17 protein-coding genes are annotated in these 16,881 nt (G+C 58.2%); 6 read left to right on the top strand and 11 right to left on the bottom strand.

The window, feature by feature from the left end; all coding sequences use genetic code 11:
• Window positions 1-34: 34 nt before the first annotated feature.
• From CAF63_RS03400 to CAF63_RS03370, 7 genes are all read right to left on the bottom strand, one after another.
• Window positions 35-3,679 carry a transporter substrate-binding domain-containing protein gene (locus CAF63_RS03400; RefSeq protein ID WP_085683414.1) on the bottom strand — a complete coding sequence of 1,215 codons (3,645 nt, stop codon included), beginning with the start codon at window positions 3,677-3,679 and terminating at the stop codon, window positions 35-37.
• 8 nt (window positions 3,680-3,687) lie between these two features.
• Window positions 3,688-4,314: a response regulator transcription factor gene (locus CAF63_RS03395; protein WP_085683413.1), complete on the bottom strand. Its 627-nt coding sequence runs from the start codon at window positions 4,312-4,314 to the stop codon at window positions 3,688-3,690.
• Window positions 4,315-4,672: 358 nt separating this feature from the next.
• Window positions 4,673-6,001: a deoxyguanosinetriphosphate triphosphohydrolase gene (locus CAF63_RS03390; protein WP_085683412.1), complete on the bottom strand. Its 1,329-nt coding sequence runs from the start codon at window positions 5,999-6,001 to the stop codon at window positions 4,673-4,675.
• Window positions 6,002-6,069: 68 nt separating this feature from the next.
• Window positions 6,070-7,233, bottom strand: a complete 1,164-nt coding sequence (locus CAF63_RS03385) for an EAL domain-containing protein (protein ID WP_085683411.1) — start codon at window positions 7,231-7,233, stop codon at window positions 6,070-6,072.
• Window positions 7,234-7,357: 124 nt separating this feature from the next.
• Window positions 7,358-7,696, bottom strand: a complete 339-nt coding sequence (locus CAF63_RS03380; protein WP_085683410.1) for a hypothetical protein — start codon at window positions 7,694-7,696, stop codon at window positions 7,358-7,360.
• Complete coding sequence (locus CAF63_RS03375) at window positions 7,693-8,079, bottom strand: phage holin family protein (RefSeq protein ID WP_085683409.1); 387 nt, start codon at window positions 8,077-8,079, stop codon at window positions 7,693-7,695. The genes CAF63_RS03380 and CAF63_RS03375 overlap by 4 nt, the downstream gene beginning before the upstream one ends.
• 2 nt (window positions 8,080-8,081) lie before the next feature.
• Window positions 8,082-8,396 (bottom strand): YqjD family protein, encoded by a 315-nt coding sequence (locus tag CAF63_RS03370; protein WP_007955729.1) that lies wholly within the window; start codon window positions 8,394-8,396, stop codon window positions 8,082-8,084.
• Window positions 8,397-8,714: 318 nt separating this feature from the next.
• Between CAF63_RS03370 and CAF63_RS03365 the strand changes: the two genes are divergently transcribed.
• Entirely contained in the window at window positions 8,715-9,923 is a 1,209-nt protein-coding gene (locus CAF63_RS03365; RefSeq protein ID WP_085683408.1) for an ammonium transporter, read from the top strand.
• On the opposite strand, the gene CAF63_RS03360 is transcribed toward CAF63_RS03365, so the two are convergent.
• Window positions 9,920-11,632 (bottom strand): monovalent cation:proton antiporter-2 (CPA2) family protein, encoded by a 1,713-nt coding sequence (locus CAF63_RS03360; RefSeq protein WP_085683407.1) that lies wholly within the window; start codon window positions 11,630-11,632, stop codon window positions 9,920-9,922. The two genes, CAF63_RS03365 and CAF63_RS03360, sit on opposite strands and share 4 nt — an antisense overlap.
• A 190-nt stretch (window positions 11,633-11,822) precedes the next feature.
• Here CAF63_RS03360 and CAF63_RS03355 point away from each other — a divergent pair, with 190 nt between their 5' ends.
• The 3 genes from CAF63_RS03355 (at window position 11,823) to CAF63_RS03345 (ending at window position 13,504) form a co-directional block, all read left to right on the top strand.
• Window positions 11,823-12,059 (top strand): glutaredoxin family protein, encoded by a 237-nt coding sequence (locus CAF63_RS03355; protein ID WP_007955734.1) that lies wholly within the window; start codon window positions 11,823-11,825, stop codon window positions 12,057-12,059.
• Between the two features lie 165 nt (window positions 12,060-12,224).
• A complete protein-coding gene (locus CAF63_RS03350; protein ID WP_007955735.1) occupies window positions 12,225-12,542 on the top strand; it encodes a hypothetical protein in 318 nt (105 codons plus the stop codon).
• Between the two features lie 68 nt (window positions 12,543-12,610).
• Complete coding sequence (locus CAF63_RS03345; RefSeq protein ID WP_085683406.1) at window positions 12,611-13,504, top strand: pseudouridine synthase; 894 nt, start codon at window positions 12,611-12,613, stop codon at window positions 13,502-13,504.
• Window positions 13,505-13,587: 83 nt separating this feature from the next.
• Here the strand turns inward: CAF63_RS03345 and CAF63_RS03340 are convergent, their stop codons facing one another.
• Both CAF63_RS03340 and mobA read right to left on the bottom strand, forming a co-directional pair.
• Window positions 13,588-13,809: a YgdI/YgdR family lipoprotein gene (locus CAF63_RS03340; RefSeq protein WP_007955739.1), complete on the bottom strand. Its 222-nt coding sequence runs from the start codon at window positions 13,807-13,809 to the stop codon at window positions 13,588-13,590.
• A gap of 78 nt (window positions 13,810-13,887) precedes the next feature.
• The gene (gene mobA / locus CAF63_RS03335; RefSeq protein WP_085683405.1) at window positions 13,888-14,490 is read right to left on the bottom strand and encodes a molybdenum cofactor guanylyltransferase MobA; all 603 of its coding nucleotides are present in this window, start codon (window positions 14,488-14,490) and stop codon (window positions 13,888-13,890) included.
• 81 nt (window positions 14,491-14,571) lie between these two features.
• Between mobA and moaB the strand changes: the two genes are divergently transcribed.
• Both moaB and glp read left to right on the top strand, forming a co-directional pair.
• Window positions 14,572-15,111, top strand: a complete 540-nt coding sequence (gene moaB / locus CAF63_RS03330) for a molybdenum cofactor biosynthesis protein B (protein ID WP_085683404.1) — start codon at window positions 14,572-14,574, stop codon at window positions 15,109-15,111.
• The gene (gene glp, locus CAF63_RS03325; RefSeq protein ID WP_085683403.1) at window positions 15,095-16,321 is read left to right on the top strand and encodes a gephyrin-like molybdotransferase Glp; all 1,227 of its coding nucleotides are present in this window, start codon (window positions 15,095-15,097) and stop codon (window positions 16,319-16,321) included. The genes moaB and glp overlap by 17 nt, the downstream gene beginning before the upstream one ends.
• A gap of 51 nt (window positions 16,322-16,372) precedes the next feature.
• Here glp and CAF63_RS03320 read toward each other — a convergent pair whose 3' ends face one another.
• Window positions 16,373-16,681, bottom strand: coding sequence for a hypothetical protein (locus CAF63_RS03320; protein WP_085683402.1), 309 nt, complete (start codon window positions 16,679-16,681; stop codon window positions 16,373-16,375).
• Between the last annotated feature and the right edge of the window lie 200 nt (window positions 16,682-16,881).

Below are 16,881 nucleotides of genomic sequence, written 5' to 3'. Positions count from 1 at the left end.
TCAGGTAGGCACACCGCTCAGCGTCAAAGCATAGTTAAGCCCCGGTCATTTTGCTTTGGTCGCTCTGCGCGAGTTGCTGTTCCAGTGCTTGCTCCAGTTCAATGATGGCGAGATTGCTGGCTCTGCAGCGACGTTCGATTTCATCCTCCGGCAACGCTTTCAAACAGGCCTGCTCAAGCGCTTCGCAACTGTCGATCAGGCGCGAAGCCTGGGCAATACGTGCCGCACCGATGATCTTGTGAGCGATCCCTGCCAGTGCAGAGTGATCGCGCAGGCGTGAAAGGGTCTGCAATTCCTGTCGGTCAGAACGACTGCTGTTGAGCAGTTCGGCCAGCAGGCGCCGAGCCTGGGCAGGGTTCCCTCCGGTCAGTAGCGTCAGTCCCTGCAGGTTGAAAGCCGGCGTGCGGAACAGCGGTTGGACGCTATCGATCCATCGACTCAATATGCTCAGGCTCAGGGGTTTGAACAGGCACTCGTTCATGCCCGACTGTTTGCAGCGCAGGATTTCCTCCGGCTGAGCATTGGCGGTGAACCCCAATACAGTGCAGGCCGGGCGACGGATGAGTTTTTCATGTTGGCGAATCGCGCGGGTCAGCTCGTAGCCGTTCATAAGGGGCATGTTGCAATCGGCAATGACCAGATCGAACGCGCCGTTTTTCCATTGTTCGAGTCCCTGCCGGCCATCTTCGGCGATGCAGAACCGATGCCCGAGATATTCCAGTTGCTGGCACATCAGAAGGCGATTGGCCGGATGATCGTCTACCACCAGTACCATCAGCGGGTTCAGCGAAGTCTGAATTTGCGGTTCGTTTTCAGCTAGCGCCACTTGTGCGGGCATGATGGCCAGCGGTAGCGAGACACTGACCTGTGTGCCGATGCCGGAAAGGCTACTCAGTCGTAGTTTTCCTCCCATCATTTCGCACAGGTTGCGACTGATGACCAGCCCCAGCCCCGCGCCACTGACCGTTCGCTGCCCACCGTTGCCGGCCTGGGCGAATGGTTCAAACAGGCGTAGCTGATCCTGTGTGGTGATGCCTATCCCGCTGTCCTGTACGGTCAATTGCACCAGCGAGCATTCGGGATCATCCGTTGGCTGAACATCGAGCGCGATCCTGATGTGTCCCGCGTCGGTAAATTTGATGGCGTTGCTGATGAGGTTTGACAGCACCTGTTTAAAGCGCAAAGGGTCAAGGTGCACGTCGATGTTCAGTTCGGGCGGAGAGACAGTCACTGCCAGTGAAAGGCTCTTCTGCCGGGCCAGACCTTCGAATATTCTGACCACCGAGCCAACGGTGTCGACAAGATTGACCCGTTCGGGACTCAAGCTCAATCGCCCGGACTCGATTCTCGCGATATCCAGTATGTCACCGATCAGGCCAAGCAAATCTTTGGCCGAATTGTAGGCCGTTTCTATGCCGGAACGATCCGGATGGGCGTGATCCATACGCTTGAGCGTCAGTTCGAGCATGCCGATCACCGCGTTCATCGGCGTGCGTATTTCGTGACTCATGGTTGCCAGAAAAGTGCTCTTGGCCCGGTTGGCCTCGTCCGCCCGCTCCTTGGCAGCGTGAAGTTCGTCGAACAGCTCCCGGCGTTCGCTGATGTCGATCCAGCCGCCGATGATTCCGCGTACTTCGCCGCTGGAATCCCGGTATGGCAGGATCCAGTGATAGATCGTCAGTCGCCGGTTGCCGATATGCAACGGCCGGTCAAGCACGAGCGGTTTTCCTTCTGCCACTACCCGCTGATAGTCGGCCTGATACGTCCGTGCCTCGAAAGCGTTGTTCAGCGCACCTTGCATGACGCTTTTGCCAATGACGTCTTCGCGTCTTGCATTGAATACCTCCAGGTAACTGTCATTGCAGCTTTGCAGCAGACCCTGTTGGTCGCGCACATAAATGGGATGGGGCGTGCCGTTGACCAGTGATCGCATGAATTCCAGTTGGTCGTTCAACGCCCGCTCGGCCGATTTGCGCTGTTTGATCTGGCGGCGCATGTAGGCATTCCAGAGCAACGACAACAGCAAAAGAAGACAAGCTCCTCCGATCAGTTGATAGAAAAAGCGTTGATATTGACGCCAGGCTCCTTGCGACACGCTTGAATAGCCCCGCCAGCGACCATTGATAATGCCCAGCTCTTCAGGCGTGATGCTCATCAGCGTCTTGTCGATGATCGAACCCAGTTCCGCGTTGTCCCGGGCAGTCGCCAGAGAAAAGGCCGCTTGTCGGGTGCCAATAGTGGTGGTGATCTGCAACGGGTGTTCGAAGATTTTCGATGAAATGAAGTAGTTCGCGATGACCAGTGAGTTCACGGCGCCCTCGACCTGGCCTTCGTCGAGTAGCGCCACCGCACTGAATGTGTCCGGTGTTTCGACCAGTTGGATACGTGGAAACTCGCTCCGCAAATAATCGATCATGGGATTGCCCTGAGCGATCGCCAGCCGCTTGCGTTTCAGCTGACCCAGGTGCGTCGGGCTGTCAGCGGCCTTTCTGGTCAACAGGACGTAAGAGTTTTCCAGGTAGGGGCGGCTGAAAGTAAGGGTTTCCTGGCGTTGGGCGGTAGGGAGGAGAGCTGCGATCAGGTCAGCCTGGTTGTTTTCAATTTGCTTGATCATCTCTGCATCACTGCGGCTGCGGCGGATGTCGAAGCGCAGGCCGGTACGCAAGCGAATGAGTTCGAGCAGATCGGCGCTGATGCCGTGAAAGTTGCCGTCACTGTCGAAGAATGTCAAAGGCGCGAAAGCCTCGTTGACCACCACGCTCACCACTGGATGTTTTTTCAGCCACTGCTCTTCGCGTCGGGTCAGTTGCAACTTCTGATCGGTCAGCAGTGTGTCGCTGCCAGCGCTCCAGCGTTTGGCGATGTTGTCGCGTTCGCTTCCCGGAATAGCCTGCAGGACGGTGTTGATTATGGCGAGCAACTGCGGATCATTGCGATGCACGGCGAAGCTGAAACCATGGGATTCGTGCTTGCCGAAGTTCGCCATGCGGATGTTGTTCAGATAACCTTTGCTGATCATGTAATGAGTGGAAATGGTGTCACCGAGAAACACGTCCGCCTGATCAAACGCTACCGCGTTGATTGCATTCTGGTAGGAAGGATAGGAGGTGATAAGGGCTTTGGGATACATCGCCTTGACCTCGTCCAGCGGCAAGTAGTGGTACAGCATGCTCAGTCGCAGGCCTGCCAGACCTTCAGTCAGTGAGCGGGTTTCGCCTTCGCGTGCCACGAGTACTGGTTGATCTATGGCGTAAGGCCTGGACAGTAAAATGTTGGCGTTTTCCGCTTCGAAACCATTGGCTGTGCCGAGCATGTCGATGTCGCCTTCGATCAAAGCCCTTATGGCCACTTCTCGTGAGGCAAAGCGCTTGACTCTGATCGGCAGTCCCACCGCTTTGCCGATGAGTACGGCGTAATCCGCTGTGAAGCCTTCGTAGTCATGCCCGCTGGTTGTCATGTCGAAGGGTGGGTAGTCGGGAGCGGATGTCCCCAGAATCAATTCATTGCGAGTGCCCAGCCATGCCGTTTGCGACGGGTCAAACACGACTGGCACTGACCTGTCTGCCGAGCGACCGAACACGGAAAAGTCTTGCGAGACGGGGGATGCGACCGTTGCGGAGGTGCAAAAAACCACACATGCACTCAATGCAATCAAAAAACTCATTAAACGGCTGGGCATATGGACTCTCACACGAGTGCGTTGCGTTTGGCCATTTCGATAAGTTCTACAAGAGACTTGGCTTTTAGTTTTTGCATCAGACGTTTTTTGTAAGTGCTGACGGTTTTGTTGCTGAGGAACATGCCTTTGGCAATTTCCTTGTTTGTACGGCCTTGGGCGAATAACTGCAGCACCATCAACTCCCGATCATTGACGGATTTGAAAAGTTCCAGCTCCGCATAGCGTATGTCATCGTGGCGGACAGGGTTCAAGGCCTGGCTGGGGAAATAGTTGTAACCGGAAAGTACGGCTTTGATTGCACTGACCAGTTCGCTCAGATCTTCCTGTTTACACACATAACCCGATGCGCCGGATTGCATGCAGCGAATGCCGAACAGAGTGGGGCATTGTGCGGTCAGCACCAGAGTCTTGAACGGCGAACTCATGGCGTTGAAACGGGCGAGGACCTCCAGGCCATCAAGCTTGGGAATGCTGATATCGAGAATGATCAGATCGGGCATGCATTCTCGAACCATCTGCATGGCATCGACACCGTTATCGGTTTCTCCAACGACTTTATAACCTTCATGTTCCAGCAACATTCGAACGGCAAGACGAATGACCGGGTGATCGTCGACAATAAAAACGGAGTTCATAATCAAGTCCCATACGAGCACAAATAAAGGGCGCACATTAGCTCAGATGAATGTGTACTCGCATGAACTGACTGGGGTTCAGTTGCAATATAGGATAAGTCCTACAAGTAATGAGGAATCAGGCTACGTATGAACTAGGTTTGGCGTAGGTAGGTGAGTGAGAAGTTAGAAGGGTTTTGTTTCATGGGTTTTATTTGTAGACGGAAAAATTGCCTGTTTAAAAGGTTTCAAGGGGAGGTGAATGGGTTGTTTCAAGTTGTATCGTGTGTCTCCCCCATGAATATGAATAAAAGTTCGAATTTCTGTTGCCAGAGCATATACCCGACCGATCCAAGGCAAATCGGTCGGGTAGCGGATTTCATTGGCTGGAACGTCCCGTCATTTCCAGTGCCATGTCACTGGCGTAGCTGTCGGTCATGCCAGCGATGAAGTCGATCATGCGCAGGAATGATGTGTGCAGGGGACCGTGCGGATCCGGCGCATTGTTCCCCAGCAAATCCAGGATCCGTCGACTCTTGAACGAGGGTGTGCGGCCATTGTGTTGTTCCAGGGCGGCACCACAAAAGGCGTTCAGCAGGATCTCCAGCGTCGTGTAGGCACCGATCTCATGCAGGGTTTTGCGCTTGTCCTGGAAGATCTTCTTGCGGGCGATGTCCTTGGCGTTCAGCACGCAGCGTTTGGCCGGGCCGTGCATGTGTTCCACCAGATCCCCAGACAATGTACCGGCCAGCAGTGCGTCCTGTTGTTCGACGAAGGCCCGGGCGGCAGCGTTGGTCAGGTGCTCGATGGCCTTGCCGCGCAGGATCGCCAGCTTGCGCCGACGTGAGTCCTGCGGGCCGAGCTGGCGATAGGTTTCCGGCAGGTCATCGCCGACCAGACCGAGCAGCAGCGACTCGACCTCGGCGTACTCCAGCAACTCCATCTCCAGGCCATCTTCCAGATCGATCAAGGCGTAGCAGATGTCGTCCGCCGCTTCCATCAGATACACCAGCGGATGGCGCGCCCAGCGCTGTTCTTCGAGTTGCGGCAGCCCCAGTTTGTGGGCGATCTGTTCGAGCAAGGGCAGTTCGCTCTGGTAGCAACCGAACTTGTGCTTTTTGTAACCGAGGGAGTCGGCGTGACGGGCGGTCCACGGGTACTTCAGGTAAGTCCCGAGGGTGGCGTAGGTCAGCCGGGTGCCGCCGTCGAACTGGTGATACTCCAGTTGCGTGAGCACCCGGAAGCCCTGCGCATTGCCTTCGAAGTTCAGGAAATCACCGCGTTCGGCGTCGCTCATCGCATCCAGCCAGCCGCGCCCGGCCGCTTGCTGGAACCAATGGCGAATCGCATCTTCGCCAGAGTGGCCGAACGGCGGATTGCCGATGTCGTGCGCCAGACAGGCTGACTGGACCACCATGCCCAGATCGCTTGGCTCGCACCATTCGGGCAGCGCACGGCGCAAGGTTTCACCGACACGCATGCCCAGCGAGCGGCCGACACAGCTGACTTCCAGTGAGTGGGTCAGGCGCGTGTGGATATGGTCGTTGCTCGACACCGGGTGCACCTGGGTCTTGCGCCCCAGGCGGCGGAAGGCGCCGGAGAAGATGATGCGGTCGTGGTCTTTGTGAAAGGGACTGCGGCCAAGTTCCTGCGGGCTGTGCAGCGGTTTGCCGAGACGTTCGCGGTTGAGCAGGGAATGCCAATCCAAGGCTGATTCTCTCCGTCTGATGACTGATTCCCTAGCTTCCCGGTTCAGGCTGGCATCTGCAAGCGCAACTACAAGCCCGCCGCATCGATGTCGATCAGCAGCAGGCGCTCGCCGTTATCGAAAAACTGTCCGGCGGTCAGGCAATACTGGTTGCTGGTGGCGTCGCGATAGGTGTTGGAAAGGGTCAGGCGCCGTTCTTCCCAGCCCTCGGCCAGCAGGTGATAGAAGTACGGGCGCCATGACCAGTTGTGACCCAGGTATCGATTGTCGGCGACCCAGCCGCTGGGGCGCCATTCCAGGTTTGGTGTCAGTTGGGTGCCGTGACGGTCGCACTGATAAAAGCGCAGCAGCCAGGGAAACGCGTCGAGTTTCGGCAGAGCGCTGAGTGGGGCACGGGTCTGGGCCCAGGTTTGCAGGATGACCATGAGTTCGCTGAGTTGCTGGCGCATGGACATCCATCTGCCACGCTCAGCCAGTTTTTGATCCACATAGGACTGGCGCAGACCGGCGAAGCGCTGGACGAAGGCATCCGTGGAGTAAAAGGCTTCTTGCGCCCGGGCGAACAGAAAACCCTGTACATAACGCGATCCACATTCCAGTGCAAAATGTAGCTGCGCGGCGGTTTCCACACCTTCAGCGATGATCCAGCAGCCGGTTTTTTCGGCCATCTGTGCCAGTGCCTTGACCACATCGGTACTCGGACCGCCAAGGGCGGCAGCCTGGAACAGGCGCATGTCGAGCTTGAGAATGTCCGGTTGCAACGCCAGTACACGATCGAGTTGTGAGTATCCGGCACCGAAATCATCGATGGCGATCCGGGCTCCGGCATCGCGGTAGCGCGCCACGACCTCAGCCAGACGTTGGCTGTTACCGCCCAGTTCGGTGATTTCGAAAACAATTCGTTGCGGATCGACGCCATGACGTGCGAGCTGTTTCAGACTCGGCAGCGCCTGATCGGCACGCAAGCGACTGATCCATCGCGGTGACATGTTCAGGCTGAGAAACCAGTCCCCTGGCGCCTCATGCACGCGGCTCAGTGCGTTGTCCCGAATTTGCCGGTCAAGTCGCCGTAACGCCATGGCCGGCGTGCGCGGGTCGGCGAACAATGGTCCCACCGATGCAAGTTGTCCATCGGCTTGACGCAAGCGGCCCAGTGCCTCGACGCCTGCAATGCGCCCTGTGGCGGTATCGATGAACGGTTGAAAGCAGGCGAGCGGTTGCCCGTCGATCACGGGGCCTCCTTGGTTATTCTTGTTCTGGTTGAATTTTGCCCGCCGGATAGGCGAGCGGGATTGAACCTCTGGATAAGGAGTTCAATCCCGCCGGTGCTGCAAGAATGCAGCCAGATGCGAAGGATCAGCGCTTGCTGTAACTCTGCATGACCAGCTTGATCAACGGAGCGAGGCTGGTGCCCAGACGGATCAGTCGGCTCAAGCCGCCAACGCCGCCGCTTTTCGCACCTTTACCGGTGATAAAACCCAACAACGTCACGGCAGCCACGCCCCACAACGGCGCGTGCTTGATGCCGAAGCCGTCGTGCAGGTTTTGAGTCATGCCGCGCATGCGTTGCAAGGGCTGCATGACCTGACCGGTTTCGTGGCGGATTTCCTGACGATGCATTTCCATGCGCAAACGGATCAGTGCCTTGCGCATTTCCCGGCGTGAGCTGTTGTGCGGAAGTTCAGGCAGGCTCATGGCAGCAGGCGCTCCCGGTCATTGGCCAATTCTTCCAGCGTGCCGTGGAAGGGCGAGGATTCATCGAAGATCGCGGCCTTGAGACGCAGCGCGCAAAAGATTGCCGCCAAGGTGTAGAACACGCACAGACCAATGATCGCGGCCAGGCGATACGTGTCCCAGAACACGATCAGTACGAGGGTCGACAGGCCGACCAGCAACAGCAGCGCAAACACCAGCGCCAGGCCGGCGAACAGCAACAGGCTGACGGTGCGTGCTTTCTGTTCCTGCAGTTCGATGCCGAACAGTTCGACGTGGCTGTGCAGCAGACCGAGAACGGCAGCACCCAGACGACGCGTGGAGGTGGCGGTGCCCGAGTCCGGGCCGGATTTACCGATCGACATGATCAGCGCCGCGTGGCCAGCAGGCCGATCAGGAAGCCGACGCCGGCGGCGATGCCCACGGATTGCCAAGGGTTGGCCGATACATATTCCTCGGTGGCGGTGACCGCAGCCTGACCGCGCTCGCGCAGGGTGTCCTCGGTCAGCTTCAGGGTTTCCCGTGCGCGCAGCAGGCTTTCGTGGATCTGTTCGCGTAGCTCGTCAGCCTGATCACCGGCCAGCGTGGCGGTGTGTTCCAGCAACCGTTCAGTGTCGCTGACCAGAGTCTGGAAGTCGTTCATCAGGATTTCTTGAGCAGTCTTTGCCTTGATGCTGGCCATGGGGGATCTCCGTAAGTGGCGTTCTGAAGCGGTGTTCTGAAGCGTTCGAGTATGAGCCAAGTGTGAAGGTTCAGTGCAAATGGCTGGTACAACTTTTGCTGTGTCGTGGTGCGTCGATCGGTGGCAGTGCGCTGTTGCCGGGCGCGAAACCGGGCAGAGCAAGGCCCGGATGATGAGGGTTCATGTCAGCCCATCGACCTTGTGCGCCAAAGCGGTTCACCGGACCACCGGATCAGTGACCGCACAGTCGCAACTTGGTGCATGAAATGTGCGCATGAACCGCTTTGGTGCCTTTTTCAGCCTTGGGTCTGCCTCCTCATGGAAAATCTGCAAAGCGCTGTGGACACGCTGGTTCACAGTTCCAACACGTTGTTCATTTTGATCGGCGCGGTCATGGTGCTGGCCATGCACGCCGGGTTCGCGTTTCTGGAGGTCGGAACGGTTCGTCAGAAAAACCAGGTCAACGCGCTGTCGAAAATTCTCAGCGACTTTGCGGTGTCGACCCTGGCCTACTTCTTTATAGGCTACTGGCTTTCGTACGGGGTGACCTTCCTGCAACCGGCGGCGATGCTCAGTGCCGATCATGGTTATGGACTGGTGAAGTTTTTCTTCCTGCTGACCTTTGCAGCGGCGATCCCGGCGATCATCTCCGGCGGCATTGCCGAGCGGGCGCGGTTTGTGCCGCAACTGTGCGCCACGGCGCTGATCGTAGCGTTCATCTACCCGTTTTTCGAAGGCATGATCTGGAACGGCAATTACGGTCTGCAAGCCTGGCTGACCGTGCAGTTCGGTGCCCCTTTTCATGACTTTGCCGGTTCGGTGGTGGTGCATGCCATGGGCGGCTGGCTGGCGCTGGCGGCGGTGTTGCTGCTCGGGCCGCGTAACGGGCGCTATCGCGATGGCAAGCTGGTGGCGTTCGCGCCGTCGAGCATTCCTTTTCTGGCGTTGGGTTCGTGGATCCTGATCGTCGGCTGGTTTGGCTTCAACGTGATGAGCGCGCAGACCCTGCAAGGGGTCAGCGGACTGGTGGCGGTCAACTCGCTGATGGCGATGGTCGGCGGCACGGTGGCGGCGTTGATCGTCGGGCGCAACGACCCGGGCTTTTTGCACAATGGCCCGCTTGCCGGGCTGGTGGCGGTGTGTGCCGGTTCCGACCTGATGCATCCGGTCGGCGCACTGGTGACCGGCGCAATTGCCGGCGCCCTGTTTGTCTGGTGCTTCACGGCGGCGCAGGTCAAATGGCGCATCGATGACGTGCTCGGTGTGTGGCCGTTGCATGGTTTGTGTGGCGTGTGGGGCGGCATTGCTTGCGGGATTTTCGGATCGACCGCGTTGGGCGGGCTTGGTGGCGTCAGCCTGATCAGCCAGTTGCTCGGCACCGCCCTCGGTGTGGCGGTGGCGCTGATCGGCGGTTTCGCCGTTTACGGTTCGATCAAGGCGCTGCATGGTCTGCGCCTGAGCCAGGAACAGGAGTATTACGGCGCTGACCTGTCGCTGCACAAGATCGGCGCGGTGAGCCAGGACTAGGCCTCCTCATCGTCGGCTCCGGGGTAAAAGCCGTGAAGCAGGCGATAGCGATCGATGCGCACCTGATCGACTTTCTCCTGCACCCGGTGCGCAGGAAACCCCAGCAGGATCAGGGCATGGGAACCGAGCATCAGGCTCGACTCCAGCAGTTCCGGCACCACTTCGCTGGCACCGGCTGCCTTCAACTCGGCCGACTGGCTGTCGTCCCGGGTGCGCACCAGGATCGGCACTGTCGGGTTGAGGCGCCGGGCCTCCTTGAGAACCCGCAAGGCCACGTCGGCTTGATCCACGGCAATCACCAGCAGCCTGGCGCGTAGCAAGCCGACGGCGGTCAACAGATCGCCGCGGGTTGAATCGCCGTAGTGGACGTCGCGTTCGGCGGTGGCGGCTTCCTGAATTCGTACCGGATCGTTGTCCAGCGCGACGTAGGATTGCCCGGCATTGCGCATGAAGCGTCCGATCGACTGACCGACACGGCCGTAGCCACAGATCACCACATGCCCGTCGAACCCGGCATTGAGGGCGCTGATTTCCTCGATCTGCGCCTCCTGATTGGGCTTGCGGTGCAGGGCGGCGGCGATGCGCGGTGCGGCGCGTAATAGCAGGGGCGTCAGCAGCATTGAGCAGAAGGTGGCGGCGAGCAGCAGGGCGCCGAGCTCGGCGGGGAGCAGCCGGGTTTGCTGCATCTGTGCCATCAGGGCGAAGCAGAATTCACCGCCCTGGGCGAGGGCGAGACCGCTGCGCCACGCCGTTTCACTGTCGCTGCCGCGCCATTTCACCAATAGCGCCACCACCAGGCCTTTGATCACCAGTAAACCCAGGGTCATCCCGATAATCAGCAGGCTGTGGCTGGCGAACAGTTGCAGGTCGATCAGCATGCCGATGCTGACGAAAAACAGTCCCAGCAGAATGTCGCGAAACGGCCGGATATCGGCCTCGATCTGATGCCGGTAATGACTTTCGCCCAACAGCATGCCCGCGAGGAACGCGCCGAGGGCCGGAGAAAGACCCAGCAGGTGGGTCAGCCAGGCCGTCAGCAGCACAATGACCAGTGCCAGCAGCACGAACAATTCTGCCGATCGGGACGCCGCGACTTCCTGAAACAGGCGGGGCAGCAGCCAGCGGCTGGCCAGCAACAAACCGAAGAACAGCAATACGGTCTTCAACAAGGTCAGGGGCAGCGCCCAGTACCAGACCTGATCACTGCTGCCGGCGAACACCGGCACCAGCGTCAGCAGCAACACGGCCACCACGTCCTGGAACAGCAGGACACCCACCGCGTTCTGGCCATGGCTGCTGAAGATTTCGCCGAGACTGCCCAGTTCCTTGGTTACAATCGCCGTGGATGACAGCGACAGGCCGGCGCCAAGCAGCAAGGCCGGTGTAGCGGGCATGCCCAACAACATCAGCACGCCTCCCAGCAGGAATGTGGTGATCAGCACTTGCTGGCTGCCCAGACGGAAAACCACCTGGCGCAGGGCAATCATTTTCGACAGGGAAAACTCCAGCCCCAGGGAAAACAGCAGAAACACTACGCCCAGTTCGGCAAGATCCGGTAGATGTTCACTTTCATTGATCCAGTCGAATGCCTTCGGCCCGACCATCAAACCCACGCACAGATAGCCCAGCACAGGCGGCAGGCGCAGGCGTCGGAACAGAGCAATCATCACCAGGGACGACGCCAGAATGATCAGCAGATTGGCAAACACAAGGCACTCCGGGACAGGTCAGGCTCTTCAAGCGTAGAGGTAAAAAACAACGGAGCATCGCGTAAATGGCGATTTTGTGGGCTGATTTACATCAGGGTTTTACGAAGGTCGGATTCGAACCCGGCGTGTGGGTCGACGGGCTTTGCGGGCAGGCCTAGAATGATCACTCGATTTTTGGGGTTGAGCGCACATGCTTCCTGAATGCCAGTTGTTCGGCACCCTGGGGTGCCATTTGTGTGAAGTCGCGGAGGCCGAACTGATGCCTTTTGTCGAGCATGGTCTGCTGGTGGAACTGGTGGATATTGCTGACGACGAATCGTGGTTCGAGGCCTACAGCCTGCGGATCCCTGTCCTGCGCAGAGTCGATACTGGCGCGGAACTGGGGTGGCCGTTCAGCGCCGATCAGGTGGTGGCATTCCTGCGTTAATCGTCTTTTCCCTTCTGCGTTGATGGCGCTCGTCACCTTCGCTCAATCACGTCTTGGCACTTTTCGGGTTATTCGGTTACTGTATGCGTATACAGTAATTGGGTTGGCCTGCCATGCCGTTTCCGGGTATTAGTCAGGGCAAGCCGGATGTCAGAGGGAGCCACCGTGGTCAATGTCGAACAGTTGAAAAGCAGCGTGAACGGGATGTCGGTTGACGTGGTGCGCGAGGCCGTCCACGAATTGCGCCTGGACGGTCTGGTCACCGAAGGCAAGACCCCCTTCAACAAGCTGCATTTCAATACGTGCTTTGCCGAGATCGAGGCCTTGTTTCAGCGTGCCGGCTATCACAAGCAACTGGATGTGGTCGGTTATCAGGGATTGTTGTACGCCTTGTACGATCCGGGCCGTTGGGATGCCGTGGACGTGTTGCGCTGGCTCAAGGAATTCACCGAGGCGGCGGCGCTCAAATCGATTCCCGCCTGATTTCGCGCTAGGTCTGCTGCGCCCGGTGTTGGATAATGCCGCTCTGCTTTGAAGGTTAGAGTTTTCGTATGTCCAGCACATCAACGTTTTCCGCCGCACAGAATCAGGCCAGCACGCTGTATCTGCCCCCCGGTAGCTGGCGGACAGTGTTCGATTGCCTGTGTGAGCATTTCAGTGCCATCGGCCGCGATCAATGGCTGGATCGAATCGCCCGGGGCCGGGTGCTGGATGGCCAGGGTCAGCCGATCGCGCTGGACTTGCCCTACAAGGAAGGGCTGCGCATTCACTATTTTCGTGAAGTGCCGGATGAAAAACCGATCCCGGTGGTCGAGTCGATCCTGTATGCGGACGACCATCTGGTGGTGGCGGACAAGCCGCATTTCCTTCCTGTGACCCCGGCAGGCGAGTATGTCGAACAGACGTTGCTTCGCCGATTGATCCGGCGCCTGGACAATCCCCATCTGGTGCCGCTGCACCGGATTGACCGGCACACGGCCGGGCTGGTGATTTTCTCTGCCAACCCACAGACGCGGTCGGCGTATCAGTCGCTGTTTCCGACACGGCAGATCGAAAAACGCTATGAAGCCATTGCGGCCGCGCTGCCCGGGCTGGACTTCCCGTTGGTGCACATGAGCCGCATGATCGACGGTGAACCGTTTTTCCGCATGCAGGAAGGGCCGGGTGTAAGTAATACCGAAACGGCGGTGGAGGTTCGTGAAAAGAACGGCGAACTCTGGCGCTACGGCCTGTACCCGGTGACCGGCAAGAAGCATCAGCTCAGGGTGCATATGACGGCGCTGGGGGCGAGCATCTGCAATGATCCGTTTTACCCCGAAGTGCTCAAAGACGTTGAAGATGACTACGCCAATCCGCTCAAACTGCTGGCGCAGGGGTTGCGATTCATCGACCCGGTCACGGGGCAGGTGCGCGAATTTGAAAGCCGGATCACGCTGGACTGGTGATCCCGGGTATCGACCCTTTTCTGCCAGACACGAAAAAGCCCGCATATTGCGGGCTTTTCTGTATCCGCTGTCGAACTGAAGACTTACAGCTCTTTGACAGTGCGGATCTGATCCTTGTTGATGCGGGTGTGCTTGCCGTCCAGTTGTTCGAACTCGTAGAAGCCCGAATCTTCATCATACTTAGGGGCGTCGACAGCCTGGATTTCGCGACCGTCATTCAAGGTGATCACTGTTGGCGAAGCGCAACCAGCGAGGGTGGCGAGGCCCAGTGCGAGCATGAAAGTGGCGAGGGTCCGTTGAGTCATGAGTGTGTCTCCGAAGGGAAATTCTTTTGGTTACTGAGCTTGAGACGTATACAAGGCGTGCAAGTTCCTTGAATGCTGTCAGTCTGACACAGTGTTGTGCGAACTCAACAGTTCAGGGGTGTTGAGGTTGGCCAGGCGTGGGTCGTTGTCGGGGCAAACCAGGGCCTGGGCATCGAGACTGCGCATGAGCCGGCCTGGGCTGCGTTCCCCAGCCTTCCACGCATCCTCGAAAGCGGGCAGGAGCGCCACCGGAATCACGCAAAGTAGCGGTTCCCAATGATTGTCATGCCGCAACATTAAAGGTTTTTCAGAATGCAGACTTGCCGTCTCGCGCATGCTTTGCAGCAGTGGGAAGTCGATACGTGGAACATCGCAGGGCAAAACCAACAGATGGGTGTGGCGCGCAGCTTTCAGTCCGGCGCGAATGCCGGCCAATGGTCCAGGAAAATCTTCTTCGTCGTCTGTCACTAACTGATCAGCGTAGGGCGCGTAACGCTCATGATTACGGTTGCAGGAGATGATCAGGTCGTCCGTCAGAAGACGAGTCTTGCGCTGCGCATGCGCGATCAATGGTTCACCCTGCCATTCCACGAGTCCCTTGTCCTGACCACCCATGCGTTGGCCACGCCCACCCGCCAGCAACAAGATCGAGCAAGGTGGCAGTGGAGTATTCGAAGTCATGGCAACTCTGCACAGGGGCGGCAAAAAAATGGGGTGCTGTGATATAACACCGGGCTGTTTCTCCTACAACTGGACGAGCCTATGAAAGCCAAGGCTGATGTACCTTTCGCACCGCTCAACATCGCTGTTCTGACGGTTAGCGACACCCGAACTCTGGAAACCGATACCTCTGGCCAGGTTTTCGTCGATCGATTGACGGCTGCCGGCCACAATCTGGCGCAGCGGGTGCTACTCAAAGATGACCTGTACAAAATCCGTGCGCAAGTCGCCCACTGGATTGCCGAAGATGTGGTGCAAGTAGTGCTGATCACTGGAGGCACCGGTTTTACCGGTCGCGACAGTACCCCCGAAGCCGTCACCTGCCTGCTCGATAAACAAGTCGATGGTTTTGGTGAGTTGTTTCGTCAGATATCGGTGGCCGACATCGGCACCTCGACGGTGCAGTCCCGTGCGTTGGCGGGATTGGCCAATGGGACGCTGGTCTGCTGTCTGCCGGGTTCGACCAATGCGGTGCGCACCGGTTGGGACGGTATCCTCGCCGAGCAACTGGACTCTCGTCACCGGCCCTGCAATTTCGTCGCTCATTTGAAACAGGCGGCGCCTTGTGAATCCCGTGGGTAAGCCTGGCAAGACCGCTAGTCTGATGCCCGTCGAGGAGGCATTGGCGCGTCTGCTGGAAATGGCCGACGCGTCACGCATTGCCGAACGTGAACATTTGCCGTTGGCGCAGGTTCAAGGGCGAGTTCTGGCAGAGAATCTGATATCGACGCTGGATTTGCCGCCATGGCCCAACAGTGCAATGGACGGCTATGCGCTGAGTTCTTCCGACTGGACCGGTGAGCCAATGCCGGTCAGTCAAAAAGTCTTCGCCGGGCAAGCGCCAGAGCCATTGACGCCGGGCACCTGCGCCCGAATCTTCACGGGGGCGCCTGTACCTCCGGGCGCAGACGTTGTCGAGATGCAGGAAAATGTCGAGGTTCACGCCGATGAGCGAGTGAGTTTCATCGAGCCGATGACAATCGGGCAGAACATTCGCCCGCAAGGCCAGGAAACCACGGTAGGTGAGCTGATCTTATCCGCCGGAACTCGACTTGGTCCGATAGAGCAGGGGCTGGCCGCATCGTTGGGGTGTGCCGCTCTCGATGTCATTCGCAAGGTACGCGTAGCGGTTCTGTCCACCGGCGACGAGTTGGTCGAGCCGGGAACGCAATTGGGCCCGGGGCAGATCTACAACAGCAACCGGGTATTGTTGTGCAGCTGGTTGCAGCGGTTGGGGTGTGAAGTAGTTGATGCCGGGATTCTTCCTGATGATTTACCCGCTACCCGTGCGCGTCTTGGTGAGCTGCAAGATGTAGATCTGATTCTTTCGACCGGTGGCGTGTCGGTCGGGGAAGCGGACTTCCTTGGCATCGCGTTGAGGGAAGAGGGCGAACTGACGCTCTGGAAGCTCGCCATCAAGCCTGGAAAACCTCTGACAGTGGGGCATTTTCGCGGTGTGCCGGTGATCGGTTTGCCGGGCAATCCTGCGTCGACGCTGGTGACCTTCGCCTTGCTGGCCCGGCCTTACCTGCTGCGCCGGATGGGCGTGCCGGATGCCGAACCATTGAAATTTTCGGTGCCGGCGGGGTTTGCCTGGCCACAGGCCGGCAATCGTCGTGAGTATTTGCGCGGGCGTTTGGAGCAGGGAAAAGCGACTATCTACCGCAACCAGAGCTCGGGCGTGCTGCGCAGCGCCGCGTGGGCCGATGGGTTGGTGGAGGTACGAGAAGGGCGAACGCTTGTCGAAGGATACAGTGTGCCTTTCATTCCACTGAGTGAGCTTTTGGGTTGACTCAAGACGATGATATGCAGGCTCGGCAAATGACCGATGCCTGCATCCCGTTCAACGGCTGATCAAGGTAACAAGCTGATCGAACCGGCTATTTGCGACCCAGCCAAGCAGTCCGAGTACCACTGTTGTCGCGCCTGCCGAGTACGCAAGGCGGTGCTTGATGGCTTTGACGTCTCCTCTGATTTCATCCATGTCGCGGCGGATGTACTTGAGATGGGTTTCCAGCTCGCTGACACGAGGCTCCATATCGGTTTCTCCGGGTTTCCTGACGCTGCTTTCGAATTCGGTTTTATGACTGGCGCGACTTTCCGGGAGGGGGATAACCGGAATGACAGGCACTCTTGCATCATGGCTTTGCATCGAAACGCCCACCCGCTGCTTTGAGTGCCGATTGGAACGTACCGGTATGCAACCTTTCGAAACTTCTTGAGCCGTTTTCACTCATTTAATGCACATCCTTGTGTTTTCGGATTGAAGATCGTTGACACCCCACACGTTCTATCAATGGGCGTGTCCAGTCAATTGAGCCGATTCCTTACATTCTGTACGAAAAAGTACTT

This window comes from Pseudomonas sp. B20(2017) (assembly GCF_002113125.1).
In the GTDB taxonomy this organism is placed as follows: Bacteria; Pseudomonadota; Gammaproteobacteria; order Pseudomonadales; family Pseudomonadaceae; genus Aquipseudomonas.
The sequence above is the reverse complement of the archived record's forward strand: the minus strand, read 5'-3'. Positions and strand labels throughout refer to the sequence as shown.